At 40.4% G+C, this 21,178-nt stretch carries 17 protein-coding genes and 1 pseudogene; all 18 read right to left on the bottom strand.

Features of this window, described 5'->3' with window-relative positions; genetic code table 11:
- Positions 1-4: 4 nt before the first annotated feature.
- The 18 genes and pseudogenes from nusA to codY all read right to left on the bottom strand — a co-directional run bounded on the left by nusA (position 5) and on the right by codY (position 21,169).
- Entirely contained in the window at positions 5-1,135 is a 1,131-nt protein-coding gene (nusA, locus tag QNH43_RS08180; protein ID WP_076366463.1) for a transcription termination factor NusA, read from the bottom strand.
- A 43-nt stretch (positions 1,136-1,178) separates the two neighbouring features.
- Positions 1,179-1,652: a ribosome maturation factor RimP gene (gene rimP / locus QNH43_RS08175; RefSeq protein WP_283917421.1), complete on the bottom strand. Its 474-nt coding sequence runs from the start codon at positions 1,650-1,652 to the stop codon at positions 1,179-1,181.
- 193 nt (positions 1,653-1,845) lie between these two features.
- Positions 1,846-6,168, bottom strand: a complete 4,323-nt coding sequence (locus tag QNH43_RS08170; protein ID WP_283917420.1) for a PolC-type DNA polymerase III — start codon at positions 6,166-6,168, stop codon at positions 1,846-1,848.
- A 158-nt stretch (positions 6,169-6,326) separates the two neighbouring features.
- A complete protein-coding gene (locus QNH43_RS08165) occupies positions 6,327-8,027 on the bottom strand; it encodes a proline--tRNA ligase (protein ID WP_283917419.1) in 1,701 nt (566 codons plus the stop codon).
- Positions 8,028-8,292: 265 nt separating this feature from the next.
- A complete protein-coding gene (gene rseP, locus QNH43_RS08160) occupies positions 8,293-9,561 on the bottom strand; it encodes an RIP metalloprotease RseP (protein WP_283917418.1) in 1,269 nt (422 codons plus the stop codon).
- Between the two features lie 7 nt (positions 9,562-9,568).
- Positions 9,569-10,729, bottom strand: a complete 1,161-nt coding sequence (gene dxr / locus QNH43_RS08155) for a 1-deoxy-D-xylulose-5-phosphate reductoisomerase (protein ID WP_283917417.1) — start codon at positions 10,727-10,729, stop codon at positions 9,569-9,571.
- Positions 10,730-10,771: 42 nt separating this feature from the next.
- Complete coding sequence (locus QNH43_RS08150) at positions 10,772-11,569, bottom strand: phosphatidate cytidylyltransferase (protein WP_283917416.1); 798 nt, start codon at positions 11,567-11,569, stop codon at positions 10,772-10,774.
- A gap of 25 nt (positions 11,570-11,594) precedes the next feature.
- The gene (locus QNH43_RS08145; protein ID WP_076366475.1) at positions 11,595-12,368 is read right to left on the bottom strand and encodes an undecaprenyl pyrophosphate synthase; all 774 of its coding nucleotides are present in this window, start codon (positions 12,366-12,368) and stop codon (positions 11,595-11,597) included.
- A 399-nt stretch (positions 12,369-12,767) separates the two neighbouring features.
- Positions 12,768-13,325: a ribosome recycling factor gene (gene frr / locus QNH43_RS08140; RefSeq protein WP_076366477.1), complete on the bottom strand. Its 558-nt coding sequence runs from the start codon at positions 13,323-13,325 to the stop codon at positions 12,768-12,770.
- A 3-nt stretch (positions 13,326-13,328) separates the two neighbouring features.
- Positions 13,329-14,051, bottom strand: coding sequence for a UMP kinase (gene pyrH, locus QNH43_RS08135; protein ID WP_034313639.1), 723 nt, complete (start codon positions 14,049-14,051; stop codon positions 13,329-13,331).
- A gap of 125 nt (positions 14,052-14,176) precedes the next feature.
- Positions 14,177-15,061, bottom strand: coding sequence for a translation elongation factor Ts (gene tsf, locus QNH43_RS08130; protein WP_283917415.1), 885 nt, complete (start codon positions 15,059-15,061; stop codon positions 14,177-14,179).
- Between the two features lie 308 nt (positions 15,062-15,369).
- Positions 15,370-16,083, bottom strand: coding sequence for a 30S ribosomal protein S2 (gene rpsB, locus QNH43_RS08125; protein WP_034313644.1), 714 nt, complete (start codon positions 16,081-16,083; stop codon positions 15,370-15,372).
- Positions 16,084-16,237: 154 nt separating this feature from the next.
- Positions 16,238-16,771 carry a hypothetical protein gene (locus QNH43_RS08120; protein ID WP_283917414.1) on the bottom strand — a complete coding sequence of 178 codons (534 nt, stop codon included), beginning with the start codon at positions 16,769-16,771 and terminating at the stop codon, positions 16,238-16,240.
- 371 nt (positions 16,772-17,142) lie between these two features.
- On the bottom strand, positions 17,143-17,907 hold the full coding sequence (locus QNH43_RS08115; RefSeq protein WP_283917413.1) for a FliA/WhiG family RNA polymerase sigma factor: 765 nt from the start codon (positions 17,905-17,907) through the stop codon (positions 17,143-17,145).
- 126 nt (positions 17,908-18,033) lie between these two features.
- On the bottom strand, positions 18,034-18,537 hold the full coding sequence (locus QNH43_RS08110) for a chemotaxis protein CheD (protein WP_283917412.1): 504 nt from the start codon (positions 18,535-18,537) through the stop codon (positions 18,034-18,036).
- A pseudogene (locus QNH43_RS08105) lies at positions 18,530-19,166 on the bottom strand (chemotaxis protein CheC). The gene QNH43_RS08110 and the pseudogene QNH43_RS08105 overlap by 8 nt, the downstream one beginning before the upstream one ends.
- A 4-nt stretch (positions 19,167-19,170) precedes the next feature.
- Positions 19,171-19,626 (bottom strand): chemotaxis protein CheW, encoded by a 456-nt coding sequence (locus QNH43_RS08100; protein ID WP_283917411.1) that lies wholly within the window; start codon positions 19,624-19,626, stop codon positions 19,171-19,173.
- A 763-nt stretch (positions 19,627-20,389) separates the two neighbouring features.
- Positions 20,390-21,169 (bottom strand): GTP-sensing pleiotropic transcriptional regulator CodY, encoded by a 780-nt coding sequence (codY, locus tag QNH43_RS08095; RefSeq protein WP_057278408.1) that lies wholly within the window; start codon positions 21,167-21,169, stop codon positions 20,390-20,392.
- Positions 21,170-21,178 lie beyond the last annotated feature (9 nt).

Genomic DNA, 21,178 nt, shown 5'->3' with positions numbered 1-21,178 from the left:
CGAATTACTCGTTATCCTCTTCGAAATCTGTTTCCTCTTCAGTAACATAACTATCTCTGCTCAAAAGGAATTCCTGTTCTTCCACAGGATAAATACCAGCTTCGCGGGCTTCCGTTTCACTCTTGATATCAATTTTCCAGCCTGTAAGCTTGGCAGCTAAACGGGCATTTTGTCCACGCTTACCAATTGCCAGGGAAAGTTGATAATCCGGAACGATTACAGTCGTCGCCTTTTCCTCTTCTTTAACAATAACTTCAAGTACTTTTGAAGGGCTTAAAGCATTCGCAACGAAAATGACCGGATTCTCCGACCATTTAACGATATCGATTTTTTCACCTTTCAATTCATTGACGATGGCCTGAACACGCTGTCCTTTTTGGCCTACACAAGAACCGACAGGATCGACTTCTTCGTTATCGGAGTGCACGGAGATTTTTGAACGGTCGCCTGCTTCGCGGGCAACTGACTTAATTTCTACTGTTCCATCAAAAATTTCAGGCACTTCGATTTCGAATAAACGTTTTAAAAGGCCAGGGTGTGAACGGGATACAAAAATTTGCGGACCCTTGGAAGTTTTTTCAACTTTAGTGATGAAAACTTTAATGCGGTCATGAGGTTTATACTGTTCATTCGGCATTTGCTCATTCACCGGGAGCAAAGCTTCGATTTTACCTAGGCTCACATAAATGAATCGGGAATCCTGGCGTTGAACGATGCCAGTCATGATATCCTCTTCGCGATCGATGAATTCGGCATAAATGATGCCCCGTTCAGCTTCACGCACTCTTTGAGTGACGACCTGTTTTGCTGTTTGTGCAGCAATACGGCCGAAATCCTTAGGTGTTACTTCCATTTCGACAATATCCTCTAACTGATAGTTGGGATCAATTGCTCTTGCTTCTTCAACAGAAATTTCCAGACGTGAATCGAACACTTCGTCAACAACGTCTTTTCTGGCAAATACACGCATAGTTCCTTTACCAAGATTCAAGTCGATACGTACATTTTGTGCTTGGTTAAAGTTACGGCGATATGCCGATATAAGGGCAGATTCAATCGCGTCGATCAAAACCTCCCTGGAAATTCCTTTTTCGTTTTCTAAAATATAGAGAGCATCCAATAACTCATTGCCCATGGTGATCCCCCTTACGGATATTTAAATTAATGATTTGCTTGACTTAAGAGAAGGTAATCGCCAATCTCGCTTTGGCTACCTTTTCGAATGGTATGATGATCGTTTTCTTTCTTGTCTTGATTCTGACTTCGAGTGTCACTTCTGTACCATCGAAACTGGTTAAGATTCCTTCGAATTCTTTTTCATCTAAAATGGGCTCGTATGTTTTTATGTAAACATTTTTACCGATAGCATTAAGGAAATCCTTCTCTTTTTTCAGAGGCCTTTCAGCTCCGGGTGATGAAACTTCGAGAAAATAATTTTGTGGAATCGGATCAACCTCATCAAGCTTTTCACTGAGTTTTTCACTCACATTTCCGCAATCATCAATATCTACGCCTGTTTCTTTATCAATGTACACTCGAAGGAACCAGCTTTTACCTTCCTTCACATACTCCACTTCGACTAATTCAAGCTGCAATTCTTCAAGAATTGGTAATGCTAATTCCTCTACGACTTCCGTTACCTTTTTACTCATTTGTTTCCTCCATACGTGCGTTGTATGCGCTTGGTTTCGGATTCAAAATTAAATGGTCAATACAACACGAAAGAGTGGGTTTCCCCACTCTTGCCATTGGTTCCTCTTAGTATTTCCAATAAAAATATACCATAATCAAGATATTTATGCAAATATGATGTCTGTTTCTTCCTTTTTGGAATCAGTTTCCTCTTTAAAATAAAGATAACTGATTTTGTTCAGGCAATGATTCCAGACAGCCTTGTTTATCAAGGTATTCAAGGATGGTCTTCGAAACCTTCCCCCGTTGTTGAAGGTCTTCTTTGGAAAGGAATTCACCATTTTTCCGCGCATTTACGATATTGATCGCCGCATTCGTTCCAAGACCAGGTATCGAATTGAAAGGCGGTATCAAAGTATTTCCTTCAATTAAGAATTGATCTGCACTGGATTTGTACAAATCCACTTTAGCGAATGAATAACCGCGTTCACACATTTCCAAAGCAAGTTCAAGAACCGTCAATGTATTCTTTTCCTTTGTGGATGCATCCAATCCCTTTACCATGATTTCTTCCATTTTTGATTTGATTGCTTGCGATCCCCGTGTCATGGCGTCGATTTCAAAATCATCGGCACGTACTGTGAAATAGGCTGCATAATACAATAAAGGCAGATGTACTTTAAAATAGGCAATCCGGACAGCCATTAAGACGTAAGCTGCGGCATGGGCTTTCGGGAACATGTATTTAATCTTCTTACATGAATCGATATACCATTCCGGCACCTCATTTTTCCTCATTTCCTCTTCGAATTCCTCCGAGAGCCCTTTCCCTTTACGTACAGATTCCATGATTTTAAACGCTAGGGAAGGATCTAGACCTTGGTATATCAGATAAACCATAATATCATCCCGGCAGCCTATAACCTCACTTAGTGTACATATGCGGTTGTGGATCAGTTCCTGTGCATTGCTCAGCCATACATCCGTACCGTGGGAAAGCCCTGAAATCTGAACAAGCTCGGAAAATGTCGTAGGTTTCGTATCTTCAAGCATCTGCCGGACAAAACGCGTACCAAATTCCGGGATGCCAAGCGTACCCGTTTTACACATGATCTGTTCTTCGGTAACTCCTAATGATTCAGTACTGCTGAATATTTTCATTACTTCTGGATCATCGGTAGGAACGGTCTTTGGGTCGATGCCACTTAAATCTTGAAGCATCCGGATTACAGTCGGATCATCGTGACCAAGTATATCAAGTTTCAAAATATTATCGTGAATGGAATGGAAATCAAAGTGAGTTGTTTTCCACTCGGAATTCCTGTCGTCTGCCGGGAACTGAATTGGTGTGAAATCATAGATATCCATATAATCCGGAACAACGATAATTCCGCCCGGGTGCTGTCCAGTCGTCCTTTTCACACCAGTACAACCGGCAACAAGGCGATCGGTCTCTGCTCCACGCATATGGATGTTATTATCAGAGGAATACCCTTTTACATATCCATACGCCGTTTTTTCAGCGACCGTACCAATCGTTCCGGCACGATATACATATTCTTCACCGAATAAGACCTTCGTATAGTTATGGGCCTTCGGCTGATATTCACCGGAGAAGTTCAAGTCAATATCGGGAACCTTATCCCCTTTAAATCCAAGGAAAGTTTCAAACGGGATATCATGCCCGTCTTTTGTATAAGCAATGCCACAATCTGGACAGTCTTTATCTGGCAGGTCAAACCCGGAACCTACAGAACCATCATTGAAGAATTCGGATTTCTTGCACTCCGGACATACATAATGCGGCGGAAGCGGATTCACCTCTGTAATTTCAGTCATGGTGGCAACGAAAGATGACCCAACCGATCCCCTTGAGCCAACTAGATAACCATCATTCAAGGATTTTTTAACAAGCTTGTGAGAAATTAAATAAATTACGGCAAAACCGTGGCCAATGATGCTTTTCAATTCTTTCTCAAGACGGGCTTCCACGATTTCCGGCAGGTTCTCTCCATAAATCTTCCTTGCCATGCCATAACTCATCTGACGCATCTCTTCATCTGCACCTTCAATTTTAGGTGTGTATAACTCATCCTTGATTGGCTTGATTTCTTCAATCATATCAGCGATTTTATTCGTGTTGGTTACCACGACCTCTTTGGCTTTCTCAGAACCGAGGAAGGAGAATTCCCGTAGCATTTCATCCGTTGTCCGAAAATGGACGTCAGGAAGCTTATGACGATTCAGCGGATTTGCGCCACCTTGTGAATTCACAAGGATTTTACGGTAAATTTTATCATTCGGATCCAAATAATGCACATTTCCCGTGGCTACTACTGGCTTATCCAATTTTTCACCAAGCTTGGCGATATTGGAGATGATCGTTTCCAATGATTTATCATCCCGTACATATTCAAGCTCAATCAGATGCTGATACACTTCCTTCGGATGGATTTCAAGATAATCGTAGAATTCGGCAATATCGACGACTTCCTCAAAACCCTTCTGCATCATCCCTTCAAAAACTTCCCCTTTATCGCATCCCGATCCGACCAAGATTCCTTCACGATACTTTTTAAGTTGTGAACGTGGTAGTCGGGGCACACGATAGAAATAATCGATGTGTGATATTGAAATTAATTTGAAAAGGTTTTTTAAGCCAGCCTGTGTTTGCGCAATCAGCGTACAATGGGACGGCCGGGAACGCTGATAAGCATTTCCTTTACCCATATTGTCATTAAGTTGATCATGATGGGTAATCTCCTTTTCCATTGCATCCTTTAGCATCTTCAGCATAAGGTAACCTGTAGCTTCGGCGTCATAAATGGCCCTATGATGCTGGGTCAAATCAATATCGAACTTTTTACATAATGTATTTAACCGGTGATTTTTAAACTCCGGATATAAGAAACGGGCAAGTTCCAATGTATCAAGTACAGGATTGGAAGCTTTGGGATAACCCAAGTTTTTATAGCCTATATTCAAAAACCCCATATCGAAGGCTGCGTTGTGGGCAACCAGAATCGCATCCCCCGCCCATTCCTTGAACTTTTCAAGTACTTCCGAGACTTCCGGAGCATTTTCTACAAGATCATCAGTAATTCCTGTCAATTCTATCGTCGTATTGGATAGTGGGTGATGCGGATTAGCAAATGACTCGAATCGATCAATGATGTCACCGTCACGAATTTTCACTGCAGCAAATTCGATGATCGTATCATACACGGCTGACAGGCCTGTCGTCTCTACGTCAAACACAACATAGGTGGCATCTGCCAAAGCGATATGCGCCTCATTATAAACAATGGGTACACCATCATTTACAAGATTCACTTCGACACCATAAAGGATTTTGATACCATTCTTTTTCCCGGCACTATATGCTTCAGGGAATGATTGTGCTCCCGCATGATCTGTAATGGCCACAGCCTTATGCCCCCACTTTGCAGCCTGGGCAACAAGCGCAGAAGTAGGTGTCACTGCATCCATCTGGCTCATTGGGGTATGCATATGCAGTTCTACACGCTTTTCCCCTTCTGGAGCCTTATCCTGCCGTCCTTGTTTGGAAATTTCGTTTATATCATTTGCGATCATTACAAGGTCACGTACGAATGTATCATTTTGGATGCTGCCTTGGGCACGTACCCACATCCCTTTTTTCACTCGGGCAAGTATGGCAGCATCTTCTTTATCACGCGAAAACATTTTGACCAATATCGAGCTCGTATAATCAGTGACTTTAAAAGTCAACAGGCTTCGTCCGCTGCGTAACTCACGCACTTCTGCATCAAATACGAAGCCTTCGATAGCAATCCTGCGCTCTTCATCGATAATTTGTTCGATTCTGCGGAAATCCGCATCTTCTTTAATCGTATAGCCAATTTTAACCGGTCCGTCGTAGACGGCATCGTCGCCGCCTTTTTCCGATTCTTTTTTCTGCATTTCCACTAGGGCGGCAAGTCCCTTTTCTGCGTCTTCCTTTTGTTTCTCTTCTAAGAACTTCTGGTAATCAGGATTCGAAACAGTTTCCTTCACTTCCGCTTCAAGTGTCAATGGAGGAAAACCGAATGTTTGGTAGATATTCGAAATGATGCCGGAGTATTTTCGTTTCAACTGACCAGCCTCCGCATCATTCCGGGCGCTAACGATAAGCTTATATCCATTCACCGTCGGCACTTGTTCATTTAGAAGTGATAACAGTGCAGGAGACATGCCTTCAAGCTCGCCAATGCAGTTTTTCCAATACTCCTTCACCAATTGTTCCGTCACTTGCGGATTGGCCACATTCAAATTGAATGTGACCTTCGCAATATGGGAAAACGTACTTGCTAGATGAGTAGCAAGTCTTGTATGAACACTGCAGGGAATTAATGCAGGTATATTAAAGGCAAAATGCCATGTTTTGGACTCCCTCTCGATTGAGAGTTTATCAATTTCGGCACCTATGAAATAATTCACAAAGGCATCCTCAGTCAAGCCCATTTGCTGGAGCAAGAGTTGAAATCTCTCTCTACCGCTATTTGGATTTTGATCCATTCCCTCTCTCCCCTATCTACTATCTCTTATTTTTCACTATCATTTTCTTTTGATACCAGAGGCTATTATAACATATCATGAATGTTTCACTAGTATCCAAATCCATGAAAAGGAAAGGCATCATCCAATTGAATGATGCCTAATTCCCTATTTTTAAATTATGCCATTATTTCGTGAAGCTTTTGAGTCAGTTCAGCTTTTTCAATTTCAAGAACCTCACCCGTTTTACGGATTTTCACTTCGACGATTCCCTCGGATGCCTTTTTGCCAACAGTCACCCTTACAGGAAGACCCATCAAGTCAGAGTCTGCGAATTTTACGCCCGCACGTTCTTGACGATCATCCATAAGAACTTCCATGCCTTGTGCCTTTAGATCATTATATAAATCTTCTGCCAGGGCAGCCTGAGCCTCATCCTTCATATTGATTGGAATCAAGTGGACTTGGTATGGCGCTAAATTCGCTGGCCAAACCAATCCTTTTTCATCGTTGAATTGTTCAGCAACAGCGGCAAGTGTACGGGAAACACCAATGCCATAACAGCCCATTATCATAGGCTGCGTCCGTCCATTCTCATCCAGGAATGTCGCATTCATAGCTTCAGAATATTTAGTTCCCAGTTTGAATACGTGGCCTACTTCAATCCCTTTGGCAAATTTAATATTTCCGTTTCCGTCCGGTGATGGGTCTCCCTCTTGGATGAAACGAAGATCTATATAATTGGCCACGTTAAAGTCACGAGCGGGATTTACGTTCACATAATGGTAGTCTTCCTCATTTGCACCACAAATTCCATTAACCATGACCTCGACGGCAACATCCGCAATCACTTCGACTTCAGAAGTGACATTGATTGGTCCAAGAGATCCAATTGTACATCCTAAGACTTCTTTCGTCTCATTTGGATCGACCAATTCAACGATTGAAGCGTTATAGAAATTCTTCAGCTTGATATCATTGACTTCATGATCTCCCCGTACCAAAACAAGCACATACTTTTCATCCACTTTAAACAATAACGATTTTATTAGTTTCTCTGCACCCGTTTTCAAGAATGAAGCAACTTCTTCAATCGTTTTTTGACCTGGTGTATGAATTTTTTCAAGTGCAATTTGTTCTTCGGAGCTTTTTTCGTATTTTACGCTCACAGGTGCCATTTCAATATTAGCTGCATAATCGGAAGTATCAGAATATGCGATGGTATCCTCCCCAATATCAGACAGGACCATGAATTCATGTGTATCTTTACCACCCATTGCCCCGGAATCGGCAATGACGGCACGGAAGTTCAACCCACAACGGCTGAATATATTCGAATATGCCGCATATAAATTTTTATAAACAGCATCCAGGCTTTCTTGATTGGCATGGAAAGAATACGCATCCTTCATGATGAACTCACGTCCACGCAACAATCCGAAACGCGGTCTTTTTTCATCACGGAATTTGGTTTGGATCTGGTAAACCGTTAATGGAAGACGCTTATAGGATTTCACTTCATCACGAACTAAGCTGGTTATCACTTCTTCATGTGTAGCACCAAGCGCAAATTCACGGTTGTTGCGATCCTTCAGCCGCATCAACTCTGGACCATAGGTATACCAGCGTCCAGATTCCTGCCAGAATTCGGCTTGCTGTAGAGCCGGCATCAACAGTTCCACTGCACCAGCATTTTCCATCTCTTCCCGAACGATCGCCTCAACCTTTTGAAGCACCTTCTTTCCAAGCGGCATAAAGCTATAAACCCCGCTGGAGTTTTGTCTCATAAATCCTGCACGTAATAGCAGCTGATGACTTTTGATTTCAGCATCTGCAGGCACTTCCCTCAATGTAGGGATCAACGTCATACTTTGTTTCATATCTGCACCTCTTCAATATTTCCTATAAATTACTTGCGGCTACGGTAAAATTCATACCGCAACTTGAATACGGTCATTTCATACAAAAAAGACTTTCCGCGTTATTCAGAAAAGCTAATTTAATATACTCATTCTCGATTATACTTACGATTTCCCTAGAAAACAAACAATTTTCCTAAAACGGTTAAAAAACTAGGAAATCCTTCAGATAAGAAAACGGCCAACAGATAAATCTGCTGGCCTGTTTTGCATTATCCAACATGTCTTACAGGAAGAATCGCTGGATATCATTCCATGTAACGACAATCATCAATAACATCAGCAAAGCAAAGCCGATGAAGTGGACCATTCCTTCTTTTTGACGGTCAATTGGTTTCCCTCTTAAGAATTCGACCACAAAGAATAACAGTCTTCCCCCATCCAATGCCGGTAGCGGAAGCAGGTTCATGATACCCAGGTTAATGCTGAGCAGCCCTGCCCATTTCATTAACGTGAATATACCTTGTTTCGCTACTTCCTCAGTTGATTTATATATTCCTACAGGACCGGATAAACTGTCGATCGTAAATCCACCAGTTACGAGGTCACCAAGAATGATGAAGATTTGTTTTGTCCAAAAATACGTTTCTGTAAAACCATATTGTATAGCTTTAATCGGTGCTTTTTCAACCGGAGGGTAAACACCGATAATGCCGATTTTCTTCCCTTCCCTCTCCACTTCTTGTGGAACAACCGGAACTTCTAATGTTTTCCCGTCCCTGTCAACGACGAACTCGATCTCTTGCCCGGGATTCTTTTGAATGCTTTCCTGAACATCTCCCCAAGTGGAGACTTCCGTACCTTCTATGGATTGAATGACATCTCCCGATTTTAAACCGGCATTTACAGCCGAACCATCTGGAGTCAACTCACCAAGTTTCGCTTCATCCACCACGACTCCTTGAAACAGGCCGATCAACACAAAAATGACAAAAGCCAAAACGAAATTCATTGCCGGTCCAGCTACAATCGTCAGGAAACGATGACCAAGCGACTTTGAGGCAAATTGCCGGTCAAAAGGAGCAATCTGGTTCTCTACACCATTTTCAACGATCACCGCTTCTTTATGAATGGCAAACGTTTTAAGTGTATCTTCCTCGCCCTCCTCATAACCAGTAAGGATCAGTTTATGATCAAGATCGATCACTTCAACTTCCACAAGACGAATATCAGGATATTTATCTTTATTGTTCAAAATGATTTTGGTAACATTCTCTTCATTATCAAACATCAATCCCACCCGATAGCCGGGCTTCAATTCTATATTCTCAGCGTCTTCACCAGCCATACGCACGTACCCGCCAAGAGGGAGCAATCGAATGGTATATACGGTTTCCTTCTTTTTATATGTGAATACTTTTGGCCCGAAACCGATTGCGAACTCACGGCATAAAATTCCTGCTCGCTTTGCAAACACTAAGTGCCCAAGCTCATGGAAAAATACTAAAGCTCCAAAAATGATGATGAACGCTATAATCGTTTCTAAAGTCTGCATGTTCCGGTCACCTATCTTTCACTAAAGATTCTATATACTGCCTTGTCATATTATCTACTTCCTGAATCATTTCTAAATCTGGAAGGGCTATGACGGAATGCTGATTCAGCGCTTTTTCAATTAACGTTTCAATCTCAAGGAAGGTTACCTTTCCAGATAAGAATGCAGAGACTGCGGCTTCATTGGCGGCATTCAACACAGTAGTCATCGTTCCGCCCATTTTACCTGCTTTATATGCGAATTGCAAACAAGGATATCTGGTGAAATCCATATCGCTAAAATGCAGTTTGCCTGCTTCAGCAAGATTAAGTCGTTTGCGACCTGCAAGCGGAATACGGTCTGGATATGTAAGTGCATATTGTATCGGCACCCGCATATCCGGCGTACCCAGTTGTGCTATCACGCTGGAGTCATGAAACTCAACCATGGAATGGATGATACTCTCCTTATGTAGCAATACATCAATTTTATCGTAGGGAAGATCGAATAGCCAGTGGGCCTCAATAACTTCCAATCCTTTATTCATCATTGATGCTGAATCGATCGTGATTTTAGCTCCCATTGACCAGTTCGGATGGTTCAGTGCCTCTTCCACCGTTACATCCTTCAGTTCTTCCCTGGACCGATCTCGAAAACTGCCTCCCGAAGCGGTAATGACCAGACGTTCTATATTTTTTTCCTTTTCACCTTGCAATGCCTGAAAAATAGCGGAATGCTCACTGTCAACCGGCAGCAATCTGATCCCCGCTTTTTTTGCTTCACTTAAGACCAAATGACCTGCTGTCACCAATGTCTCCTTGTTGGCGATAGCAATATCTTTTTTAGCCTTTATTGCTTGAAGGGTCGGATAAAGACCCACGCTTCCGATGACAGCATTGACCAATATCGTCGCCTGACCATAAACAGCAACAGCAGTCAATCCCTCATCTCCATACATGAACTCGATATCTTTGCGGCTGGAGAATTCACTTTTCAAAACATGATAATCTTCTTCCGTCTGGACTGAAACCAGTTTCGGTTCAAACTCTTGTATATAAGTCCTGACCAATTCTATATTCTTTCCAGCAGAAAGCGCCACGATCTTGAATTGATCTGGATGGGACCTAACTACATCCGCTGTTTGTTGACCAATCGATCCTGTCGCGCCCATAAGGCTGATACTTTTCAAATTGTTCATCTCCTAATTCAATAACGCTTGCCTATATTTATATTATAAAACATGCAATAAATGCAAAATCGGTAAAATGAATATCACGCTATCAAGCCTGTCCAAAATTCCTCCATGTCCCGGAAGAAGCTTCCCTGAATCTTTTACGCCATAATGACGTTTATACGCCGATTGGACAAGATCACCCAATTGCCCGAATACACCAATGATTAATGAAATCAATAATAATTGGAATAACGTGTAGTCAAGGTTGGAGAATGCGTAAAATAGAACACCCACTACCATAGCGGAACATAACCCGCCGATAAATCCTTCCACCGTCTTGTTTGGACTTATTTCTGGCCAAAGCTTTCTTTTACCAAGTGATTTACCAATGAAGTAGGCTCCGGAATCGGTTGCCCAGATCGTAAATAGGGTAAGCAGGATATAGATCAGCCCCAACCCCAAAGAGTCACGTGTTTCAAATAGGTAGTAGAAACCTATCCCCAAGTATAGGATTGAAATCACCAGAAAGCCTGCGTCATCAAATGTGAAACGGTTTTTTGAAACGACTGTATAAAGTAACAGCAGCAAAACCCCGATTAAGAAGACTTGAACTTTATCGTAATTTATTTCCGCTAAAAAAGCGGTATGCTCATTAGGCAATAAAAGCACCCACAATAATATGTGTGAAAGAAATGCTTCAAAAGACAGTACACGTAACTTTTTCATTTTCATCAGTTCATACAAACCAATTGACCCTAACAGATAAACCGTCAGTAAAAAGGGAGTGCCCCCTAAAATGACTAGTGGAATGAAGATAGCGGCAACTACGACCGCCGTAATAATTCGTTGTTTCATTATTCCATTTTCCTCGCCTTCTACATTAAACGCCACCGAATCTTCGTGAACGCTTTTGATACTCCTCAACTGCCTGCAATAAATGCTCTTCACTAAAATCCGGCCATAGCACCTCAGTAAACCACATTTCAGTATAAGCCGCCTGCCAAAGCATGAAATTACTTAAACGGATTTCACCGCTTGTACGGATCAGTAAATCAGGATCCGATAAATGTTTGGTCATCAGGTAACTGGATAGCATTTCCTCAGTTACATTTTCCATTATTATACCATTCTTAGCATCTTGAATGATGTTATTCACTGCAGATACAATCTCCCCGCGGCTTCCATAATTCAGGGCAAAATTCAGAATCATCCCATCATTGCCTTTCGTGTCTTCCATTGCCCGTTTAACGGCACTTTGAGTATGTGACGGAATGAGAGACAAGTCCCCTATCATTTCAACTCTTACATTTTCAGAAATGAGCTCGGGTAAAAATGTCCCAAGAAATTCCTGTGGAAGCTTCATCAAAAAATCGACTTCACTTTTCGGACGTTTCCAATTTTCAGTGGAAAACGCATAGACTGTCAAAGTTTTGACCCCTAATTTATTGGCAACTTTCGTAATTCTACGAACGGTTTTCATACCTTCATGATGACCCGCCACACGTGGCAATGCACGCTTTTTGGCCCAACGGCCGTTCCCATCCATGATAATGGCGATATGCTGAGGAACATCAAACTGTTTAATATGCTGAATCCTATTTGTTACATCGGAAGAAGCATCTTTTTTAACGAAACGCTTCCAAAGTGAATACATATGTTAGTCCCCCATCAGGTTGTACTTATCTCTCTACAAAGGCAAAGTTTTCGTGCACTATGTATAGCAAGCTTTCTGCCGCTTAAAAAGAATCTATATTATAATATCAAAAAAAAACTGGTTCTCATATTATTATTATGAAAATTATTTCTTCATTAGAAGCTAGAAAGGGAGAAATCATTACTTCTTTTTTTGTAAATCCGGTTATGATCACCATGAAAAATGCAAAAAAAGGACCACCTCCAACGTTTGCATGCAACATACTAACTCAAGGAGTAATCATTATCGGAGAAACCTTATTATAACAGTTTTCTCCTTTAAGCACACCTATATGTTAGAACCAAGACATGACCCGGTTTGGATTCGGCCCTCTTTATTTAATCAATTCTTCAACGGAAATTATACTTCCAAAATTTCTTTTTCTTTATCTTTTGTAATTTCATCGATTTTCGTGATATTGCCATCTGTCATCTTTTGGATGTCCTCGGCATAGCCACGTAAATCATCTTCAGTGATTTCACCGCTTTTTTCAAGCTTTTTCAAATCATCATTAGCATCTCGACGCACATTACGGACAGCTATTTTCGCTTCCTCCGCTTCTTTTTTCACAACTTTCACAAGCTCTTTTCTGCGCTCTTCAGTTAACGCCGGAATGGCTATCCTTATGACCGATCCATCATTAGAAGGATTTAAGCCTAAGTCTGACTTTAAAATAGCCTTTTCGATTTCACCCAATACCGTTTTATCATATGGTTGAATGACTAATAATCTAGCTTCCGGGACAGAAATGCCAGCCACTTGATTAACTGGTGTCGGCGAACCATAATAATCAATCGAGATTCTATCAAGCAATGAGGCATTTGCCCTTCCGGCACGGATGCTTGCTAATTCACGTGTGTACGCTCCAATGGCTTTTTCCATTTTCGTTTTCGCATTCGAAATAACTTGTTTCGGCATCTTTTATTTCCCCCTTACGATAGTTCCAAGCGTTTCGCCTAAAACGGCCCGTTTAATATTGCCTTTTTCCATGATCGAGAAGACGATCAATGGAATATCATTGTCCATGCATAGTGAGGACGCAGTTGAATCCATTACTTCTAACCCTTCTTTAATCACATCAAGATAGGAAAGTTTATCATACTTCACTGCATTTTTGTCCTTAACCGGATCTGCATTGTATACGCCATCCACATTATTCTTCGCCATCAAGATGACATCAGCTTCAATTTCAGCAGCACGCAGGGCGGCAGTGGTATCCGTTGAGAAGTATGGATTACCTGTACCAGCTGCAAAAATCACCACTCTCTTTTTCTCTAGGTGCCTGATTGCACGGCGTCTAATGTATGGTTCTGCGACTTGTCTCATCTCAATGGAAGTTTGCACGCGCGTTTCAATTCCAAGCTGATCAAGGCTGTCTTGTAATGCCAATGAGTTCATGACTGTAGCCAGCATCCCCATATAATCGGCATTAGCACGATCCATGCCCATTTCACTGCCTATTTTTCCGCGCCAAATGTTTCCGCCGCCGACAACAACAGCCACTTCCACATCAAGCTCAGCCACTTCCTTGACTTGTTCAGCAATGGATTTAATTACTGCAGGGTTAATTCCAAATCCTTCTTCACCGGCTAATGCTTCACCACTTAGTTTTAGAACGACACGTTTATATTTAGCGTTACTCATGAGAACCTCCAACTATGTAATCTTTTCATTCGTTCATCATGCTTTCTTGCAATACTACCAAAAATTCATGACATTTCAAAAAATAGGGAACACAAGAGTGTTCCCTATTATTAATTATCTGACAATTAGTCTTTTTTAACTTGATTCATTACTTCCTCAGCAAAGTTTTCTTGACGTTTTTCAAGACCTTCCCCTACTTCATAACGAACGAATGATTGGATTTTTCCGCCTTTTGATTCAACGAATTGTCCCACTTTTTGATCAGGGTTCTTAACGAAAGCTTGTTCGTTAACACAGATTTCTTCGTAGAATTTATTGATACGTCCTTCAACCATTTTCGCAACGATTTTTTCAGGTTTTCCTTCGTTAAGTGCTTGCTGAGTAAGAACTTCGCGTTCGCGTTCTAGTTCGCTGGCATCTACTTGGTCACGAGAGATATATTTAGGGTTAATTGCAGCGATATGCATTGAAACGCCTTTAGCTGCCTCTTCGTCAGTTGTACCTTCAAGAACTGATAGTACGCTGATGCGTCCACCCATGTGAAGGTATGCACCAAATGCGTCGTTATCTGTTTTAGAAACGACTTGGAAACGGCGAAGAGTTAATTTTTCCCCGATTTTTGCAACAGCAGCATTGATATGATCTGCAACTTTTGCTCCATTTTCCATTGTTTGCTCAAGAGCTGCTTCAACACTTTCAGGTTTGTTAGCAAGAAGGAATGCAGCCAATTCTTTAACAAGAATTTGGAAGCCTTCATTTTTAGCAACGAAATCAGTTTCTGAGTTCACTTCAAGAATAACCGCTTGGTTTCCTTCCACAACGATTGAAGTTAAACCTTCAGCAGCAATACGGTCGCCTTTGTTAGCAGCTTTTGCAATCCCTTTTTCACGTAGGAAATCGATTGCCTTTTCCATATCGCCTTCTGTTTGTACAAGTGCCTTTTTACAGTCCATCATACCGGCACCAGTTTTTTCACGCAATTCTTTAACTAATTGTGCAGTGATTGCCATAATATATATCCTCCTCAAATTAAATGCAGTTTATTCAATCTTTACCCATTATTGCCAAAAATACTTGTTATCATCAAAGAAAATAACGAGTCTTGACAATTTTCCTAAAAAAACATCAACTTTTTCAGTCAATTTGACGGAACTAAACCAGTTGATGATTTTCATCCCTCAAAAATCGCCCATACCTTTAAAAAAAAACATTCCGTACAGTGATTTTATGTATGTTTATTTAGTGCAAAAAAAAGGGATAAAAGGCATTATCCTCTTATCACCTTTTTTCTTACTGAATAAGCAACCTTTTTTACTTATTAAGCAGTAGTTGTTTCAGTTGCTGTTTCTTCGCCTTGTTTAGCTTCTAAGATAGCATCTGCCATTTTACCTGTTAATAATTTAACAGCACGGATTGCATCGTCATTCGCAGGAATAACTACATCGATTTCATCCGGATCACAGTTTGTATCAACGATACCAACAAGTGGAATGTGTAGTTTGTGTGCTTCCGCAACAGCAATACGCTCTTTGCGAGGGTCGATAACGAAGATCGCATCTGGAAGAGTCTTCATATCTTTAATGCCGCCTAAGAATTTTTCTAAGCGATCCCATTCTTTTTTAAGTTGGATAACTTCTTTTTTAGGAAGGACTTCGAAAGTTCCGTTTTCTTCCATTTTCTCGATATCTTTAAGACGAGCGATACGTTTTTGGATTGTTTCAAAGTTTGTTAAAGTTCCACCTAACCAACGTTGGTTTACATAGTACATACCAGAACGGATAGCTTCTTCTTTAACAGATTCTTGAGCTTGTTTTTTAGTTCCGACGAAAAGAACAGTACCACCGTTAGCAGCTAGTTCTTTCACGAAGTTATAAGCTTCTTCAACCTTTTTAACTGTTTTTTGAAGGTCGATGATGTAGATGCCGTTACGCTCAGTGAAGATATATTTCTTCATTTTCGGGTTCCAGCGACGTGTTTGGTGTCCGAAATGCACACCAGCTTCAAGCAATTGTTTCATAGAAATGACTGACATTTTAGTTCCTCCTAAATGGTTTTGTTTTTCCTCCGCACCGATCATTTTCATACAGAAACTGTCGTAACAGCACCATCTGCAAGAATCACGGGGCGTGTGTATTAACACCATTTCATAATATACCATAATGGCTCTGTACAATCAAGAGATAACTTTATCTATTCTTGCGAAACTTTAATAATAGCTCTATCTCCGTTTGACCGCGACCTAACTTTTTGGCGATTTCCTCTATTGAATTCCCTTGATCCGCTAACATATCCACTTTTTCATTTAATGACCGTTCATTTAACGAAGCCTGCAGCACGTCCGAAAATTCCATGCCAGCCGGCTTCCCCTCGTTTTGAGGGAAAGCAGCAGCCGATGAAAGTTCCAATTCGTCCTCGACTTTTACGGGTAAAGCATTGGCCTCATTTTCTTCAGGCATTATTTTATAAGCGTTAATCGCCTGCATTTTAGCTGCGGCACGACTTCCCTCTTCATACCCAATCAGCATGTTTTGTTCTTGTTTATCTTCCTTTGTTTCTTTGATTGAACCATGTTCTTGTCCTTTTTGTCCATGATCGTGATTTTTTGCCAGCGAATTGGTGAATGCCGTTACCAATGTCTCGTTGTCCTCTATCATTTCCATTAAATAACCAGACAAAAGTTGTTCCATTTCCCCAATGATGGCTTTTTGGTCTTTTTCCAACTTACTTAAACGATTTTGGCGAAGATATAAAACGATGATGGCGAAGATATAAAACGATGATGGCGAAGATGGTGAATATGTTTAATACAAACAACAGAAATATAAAAAACGCTGACATGTTGCCTCCTAATTAACCGGAATAGTCAATCCTGTTACCTTAATAAGGATGGGGATCTTTTTTCACTGTTGTTTTGCCTTGATTACTTTTCCCTTGCTTTCATGACAAAGCACAGTTCGAACATTCTGTGATTTCGAAACATTTATTGATGCGGGTACCCGTAAGAATAATTCCAAGTTGACATATAGGGGCTTTCTTCGTTCAATTGGAAATTCCACAGACCCCAAAGCCCTCTTCTATCAAAATATCATGATTAAATATTTAGACCTTGCATCGTGTTTCTTAATTTATATATCGCTTTCGAGTGTATTTGGGATATCCGGGACGTAGATAGGCTCATCACATGTCCGATTTCGGTTAATGTTAGTTCTTCCTTATAAAAAAGCTGTAAAACCAGCTGTTCTTTTTCATTAAGCGTTTCTATGACTTTGGCTAATTCCACATACAGTTCTTCCCTTAATACATGTTCCTCAGGTAAATCCGCCTTTTCATCTTTAATATGAAAATTCGTGCTTTCTTTATCGTCCTCTTGGGGATTTTCATCAATTGATAGTACATTGGCAAAGAAATTCTCATTTAATGCAGCATATACTTCATCTTCCGGAATATTCAATTCACCGGCAACCTCATTTGGCGAAAGGTTCCTCAGGTATTGCTGCTCCAGCTTTTCTATTGCAGATTCAATTTTCTTGGCTTTATCTCTTGCACTCCGTGGAAGCCAATCCTCTTTCCTTAATCCATCTAAAATAGCACCACGAATTCTAAACGACGCATATGTATCAAACTTCAGGTCACGCTTCGTATCAAATCGTTCCAGGGCATCGAATAACCCCATCATCCCTAAACTCCTTATATCATCCCGGCTCACATTTTTAGGAAGACTTACTGAAATACGTTGAACATGATACGATACGAGAGGTATGTATTTCTTTACCAAAATGTCCCCGGCTAGCGGATCTCTGCAATCCACCCAATTTTTCCAACATAACTGCTCTTCTTCGATGGTCAGATTAGACATTGGACATCCCCCTAACATTGTTATACGATTTGTGATCAAAATGGCCCTTAAAGCCATAAATGCAATAATAATTCAGTAGCAAGTGTACCTGTCATATTTTTGGCTTTTCAAAAACCAATTCCGATTCTATATGTTTTTAGTCCCTTTAGTTACGGACCGGATATTTAGCAAACAATCATTTAAATTGAATTCGATCGTTCTTCCGCTATTCCCGCCAACATCTTCGGCAACGACTCTAATCCGTAAATCAGATAACTCTTTCCGGACAGCTTCCACATTCCGGGGCCCTATTCTCATTAAATCCACTCCGGAGGCAAATTGAAACATTTGCGCCCCGCCAGCTAACTTCGCTTTTAGAAATGACATTCTTGCGCCTTCTTTTACTAAGATCTGTACCAATTCCTTTATCGCCGTATCTGCAAATTTGGCAATGTTGATCTGTCCAGATTTAGCGAGTGAAGAGTCAGGCAGCATGATATGGGCCAAACCTGCAATTTCTTTTTTTTCATCATAAATCACGACACCAACACACGACCCCAACCCGGAAGTACGAATCGTATTGGGAGGTTTTATTATATTCATATCCGCTATTCCAACCTTAACAACCTGGGCCTTTAACAATTCAGTCATTAGGAGACACTCCTAAAGCGGAAAAATGATATCAAAAAAATCGGGATCAGGTAATAGAAAGAAATGACCATTAATGGAGTCAGCAAAAAGCTGGTCTTTATCAAATACTGTATCAATGACGATGGCTGCGTCACTTACTTGAGGTAATTCCAATAATCCATAACTGATCGTTGCACCTACCATATCGATGCTCAAGGATGGAACGGATGGATGAATATTCAATCGGGTGAAATCAGAAAGGGAAGAGAGATAGGATCTAGATAAAATGTTCCCTAATTCCTAAAGGCAAGAGAGTGCCAATTCAGTATAAGGTGCTGAATCTATCAAAAAGGTCACATCACCAGTCATTTAACGAATCAAGTATTCAGCTACAGGTAGCGAAAGGATTAAAAACATACTCCCTGAAGCATCACCTTCCATTCTAAGGAAAACACTGGCAACGACGTGATCGGCCCCCCAGCCATTTCCATCATTTCATCAAAGGAAACGATTCGGACATTAGGAACATTCATTTTAATTTTCCTATTCAGGATGGCAGAAAGCGCGGTTGCTGCGTTCCCTGCACCTACATTACCGATTTCCTTCAAAATATCGAGTTGAAGAGGGTTGATTTTCTCAATGAATGACATATGATTATCCTTCTCTTAACATATTTTCAGTCATTTCCAGACTAAAGGCCTTCTCCAAATTAATTAGGACGAGCAGTCGCTTCTCAATTTTAGCCACTCCGCTAATGTATTCTGAAGTCAAATGTCCCACAACTTCAGGCTGGGGTTCGATACTCTCCACTGGAATATCCAAAACATCATTGGCAGAGTCCACTATTAGCCCCACTTCGATATCATCCAGGATGACGACGATAATCCTCGTTGATACATCGTATTCAACCTCTTCGAAACCAAAACGAATCCGTAAATCAATAATTAGAGTGATTACACCCCTTAAATTTATGACTCCCTTTACAAATTTTACTGCCTTTGGAACTCTGGTAATATGCATAAGTTTTTCGATACCACTGACCTTATCCACTGGAATTGCATATTCTTTATCCTTAATTTGAAATACGATTACTTTCATATCCTCCGACATCTATTCCCCTCATGAAAAGTATTTGAAAATAATTCCACATCGATCACCTCTTTCCATAACCAACATTTAATTACATTATCAATAAATTAACCCAGTGCATTTACGTTTTAATTTTAAAGAAACATTATAACTATGTCCATAAACAATACACAGACTTCAGACCTATTATCGTCGAAAATTGTCACAAACTGCTTAAATTTGTCGTTTTTCTTAGTATGATTATAGGATTAATATTACGTAATATTACATTTTAATATGATTTTATACATATTAACCAAATTTTCCTTCCATTATCTTTTATATCATATCGAAAAACAAATCTATATACCTGATACTTTAGAACTAATTTTTACATTTGCTTTCAATTAATTATTTCAATTTAGTTGATTTAACCCTTTAAAATAAAGGTTTCATAAGAAAACAAAGGATTACTGTCATCAATACGCTGATTCATTCGACAAAATTCCCTAATGGCTAAAACCTGTTATCCATAGGGTTTTAAAAATCAAAAAGTTACAGCAACGTTCATTTTCACTATTACAACAGTTATAATAATATAATTACCCTTTTAAAGAATTTAACTATTTTTTCAATTCTAATAGAAAACATGCCTATATTTACGTTTCCATTTAATTCGAACTACCTCTTTTTCCTTTCTCACCCCTGACGTTGACCTGCTTTTGCTTATTAGTCCCAGAAAGCAACAGATCCAAATACCACAAAAAAAAGCAGCCCTTTTTAAAGGACTGCCTTTTTTTGTATGTTAATTATTTTTTAGCTTTTCTAATTCAAGAAGGAATTTATCGTTCAATACTTTGATATAAGTACCTTTCATTCCTAATGAGCGGGATTCAATGACTCCGGCACTTTCCAGTTTCCTTAGTGCATTTACGATAACGGAACGGGTGATGCCAACACGGTCTGCAATTTTGGATGCTACAAGCAGACCTTCATTACCTTTAAGCTCCTCAAAAATGTGTTCAATTGCTTCCAATTCGCTGTAAGATAACGAGGAAATTGCCATTTGAACGACAGCTTTACTACGAGCTTCTTCTTCTATCTCTTCTGATTTTTCACGTAGAATTTCCATACCGACTACAGTCGCACCATATTCAGCCAAAATTAAATCATCATCGTGAAATTTTTCTTGTAGTCGCGCAAGAACCAATGTTCCTAAACGTTCTCCTCCACCCATAATTGGTACGATCGTTGTTAATCCAGTTGCGAAAAGCTCTTTGTTTTCGACTGGGAAAGCAGTATATTCGCTTTCAATATCAAGATTCGAAGAGGTTTCAGGAATATTGAACAGGTTTTTTGTGTACTCTTCAGGGAATTGTTTATCTTCCAGCATTTTGTACATGCGTTCGTTTTCAATTTGCTGACTTACCGCTATGCCAAGTAATTTCCCGCGGCGGCTGACGACGAATACATTCGCTTCGATAACTTCACTTAAACTTTCAGCCATTTCCTTGAAGTTAACTGCTTTACCTGCTGCTTTTTGGAGCATTGCATTGATTTTTCTTGTTTTTGCTAATAAGTTCATTTGATTTGT

This window comes from Peribacillus simplex (assembly GCF_030123325.1).
Lineage (GTDB): Bacteria > Bacillota > Bacilli > Bacillales > DSM-1321 > Peribacillus > Peribacillus simplex_D.
This window is presented reverse-complemented; position numbering and strand designations above follow the sequence as displayed.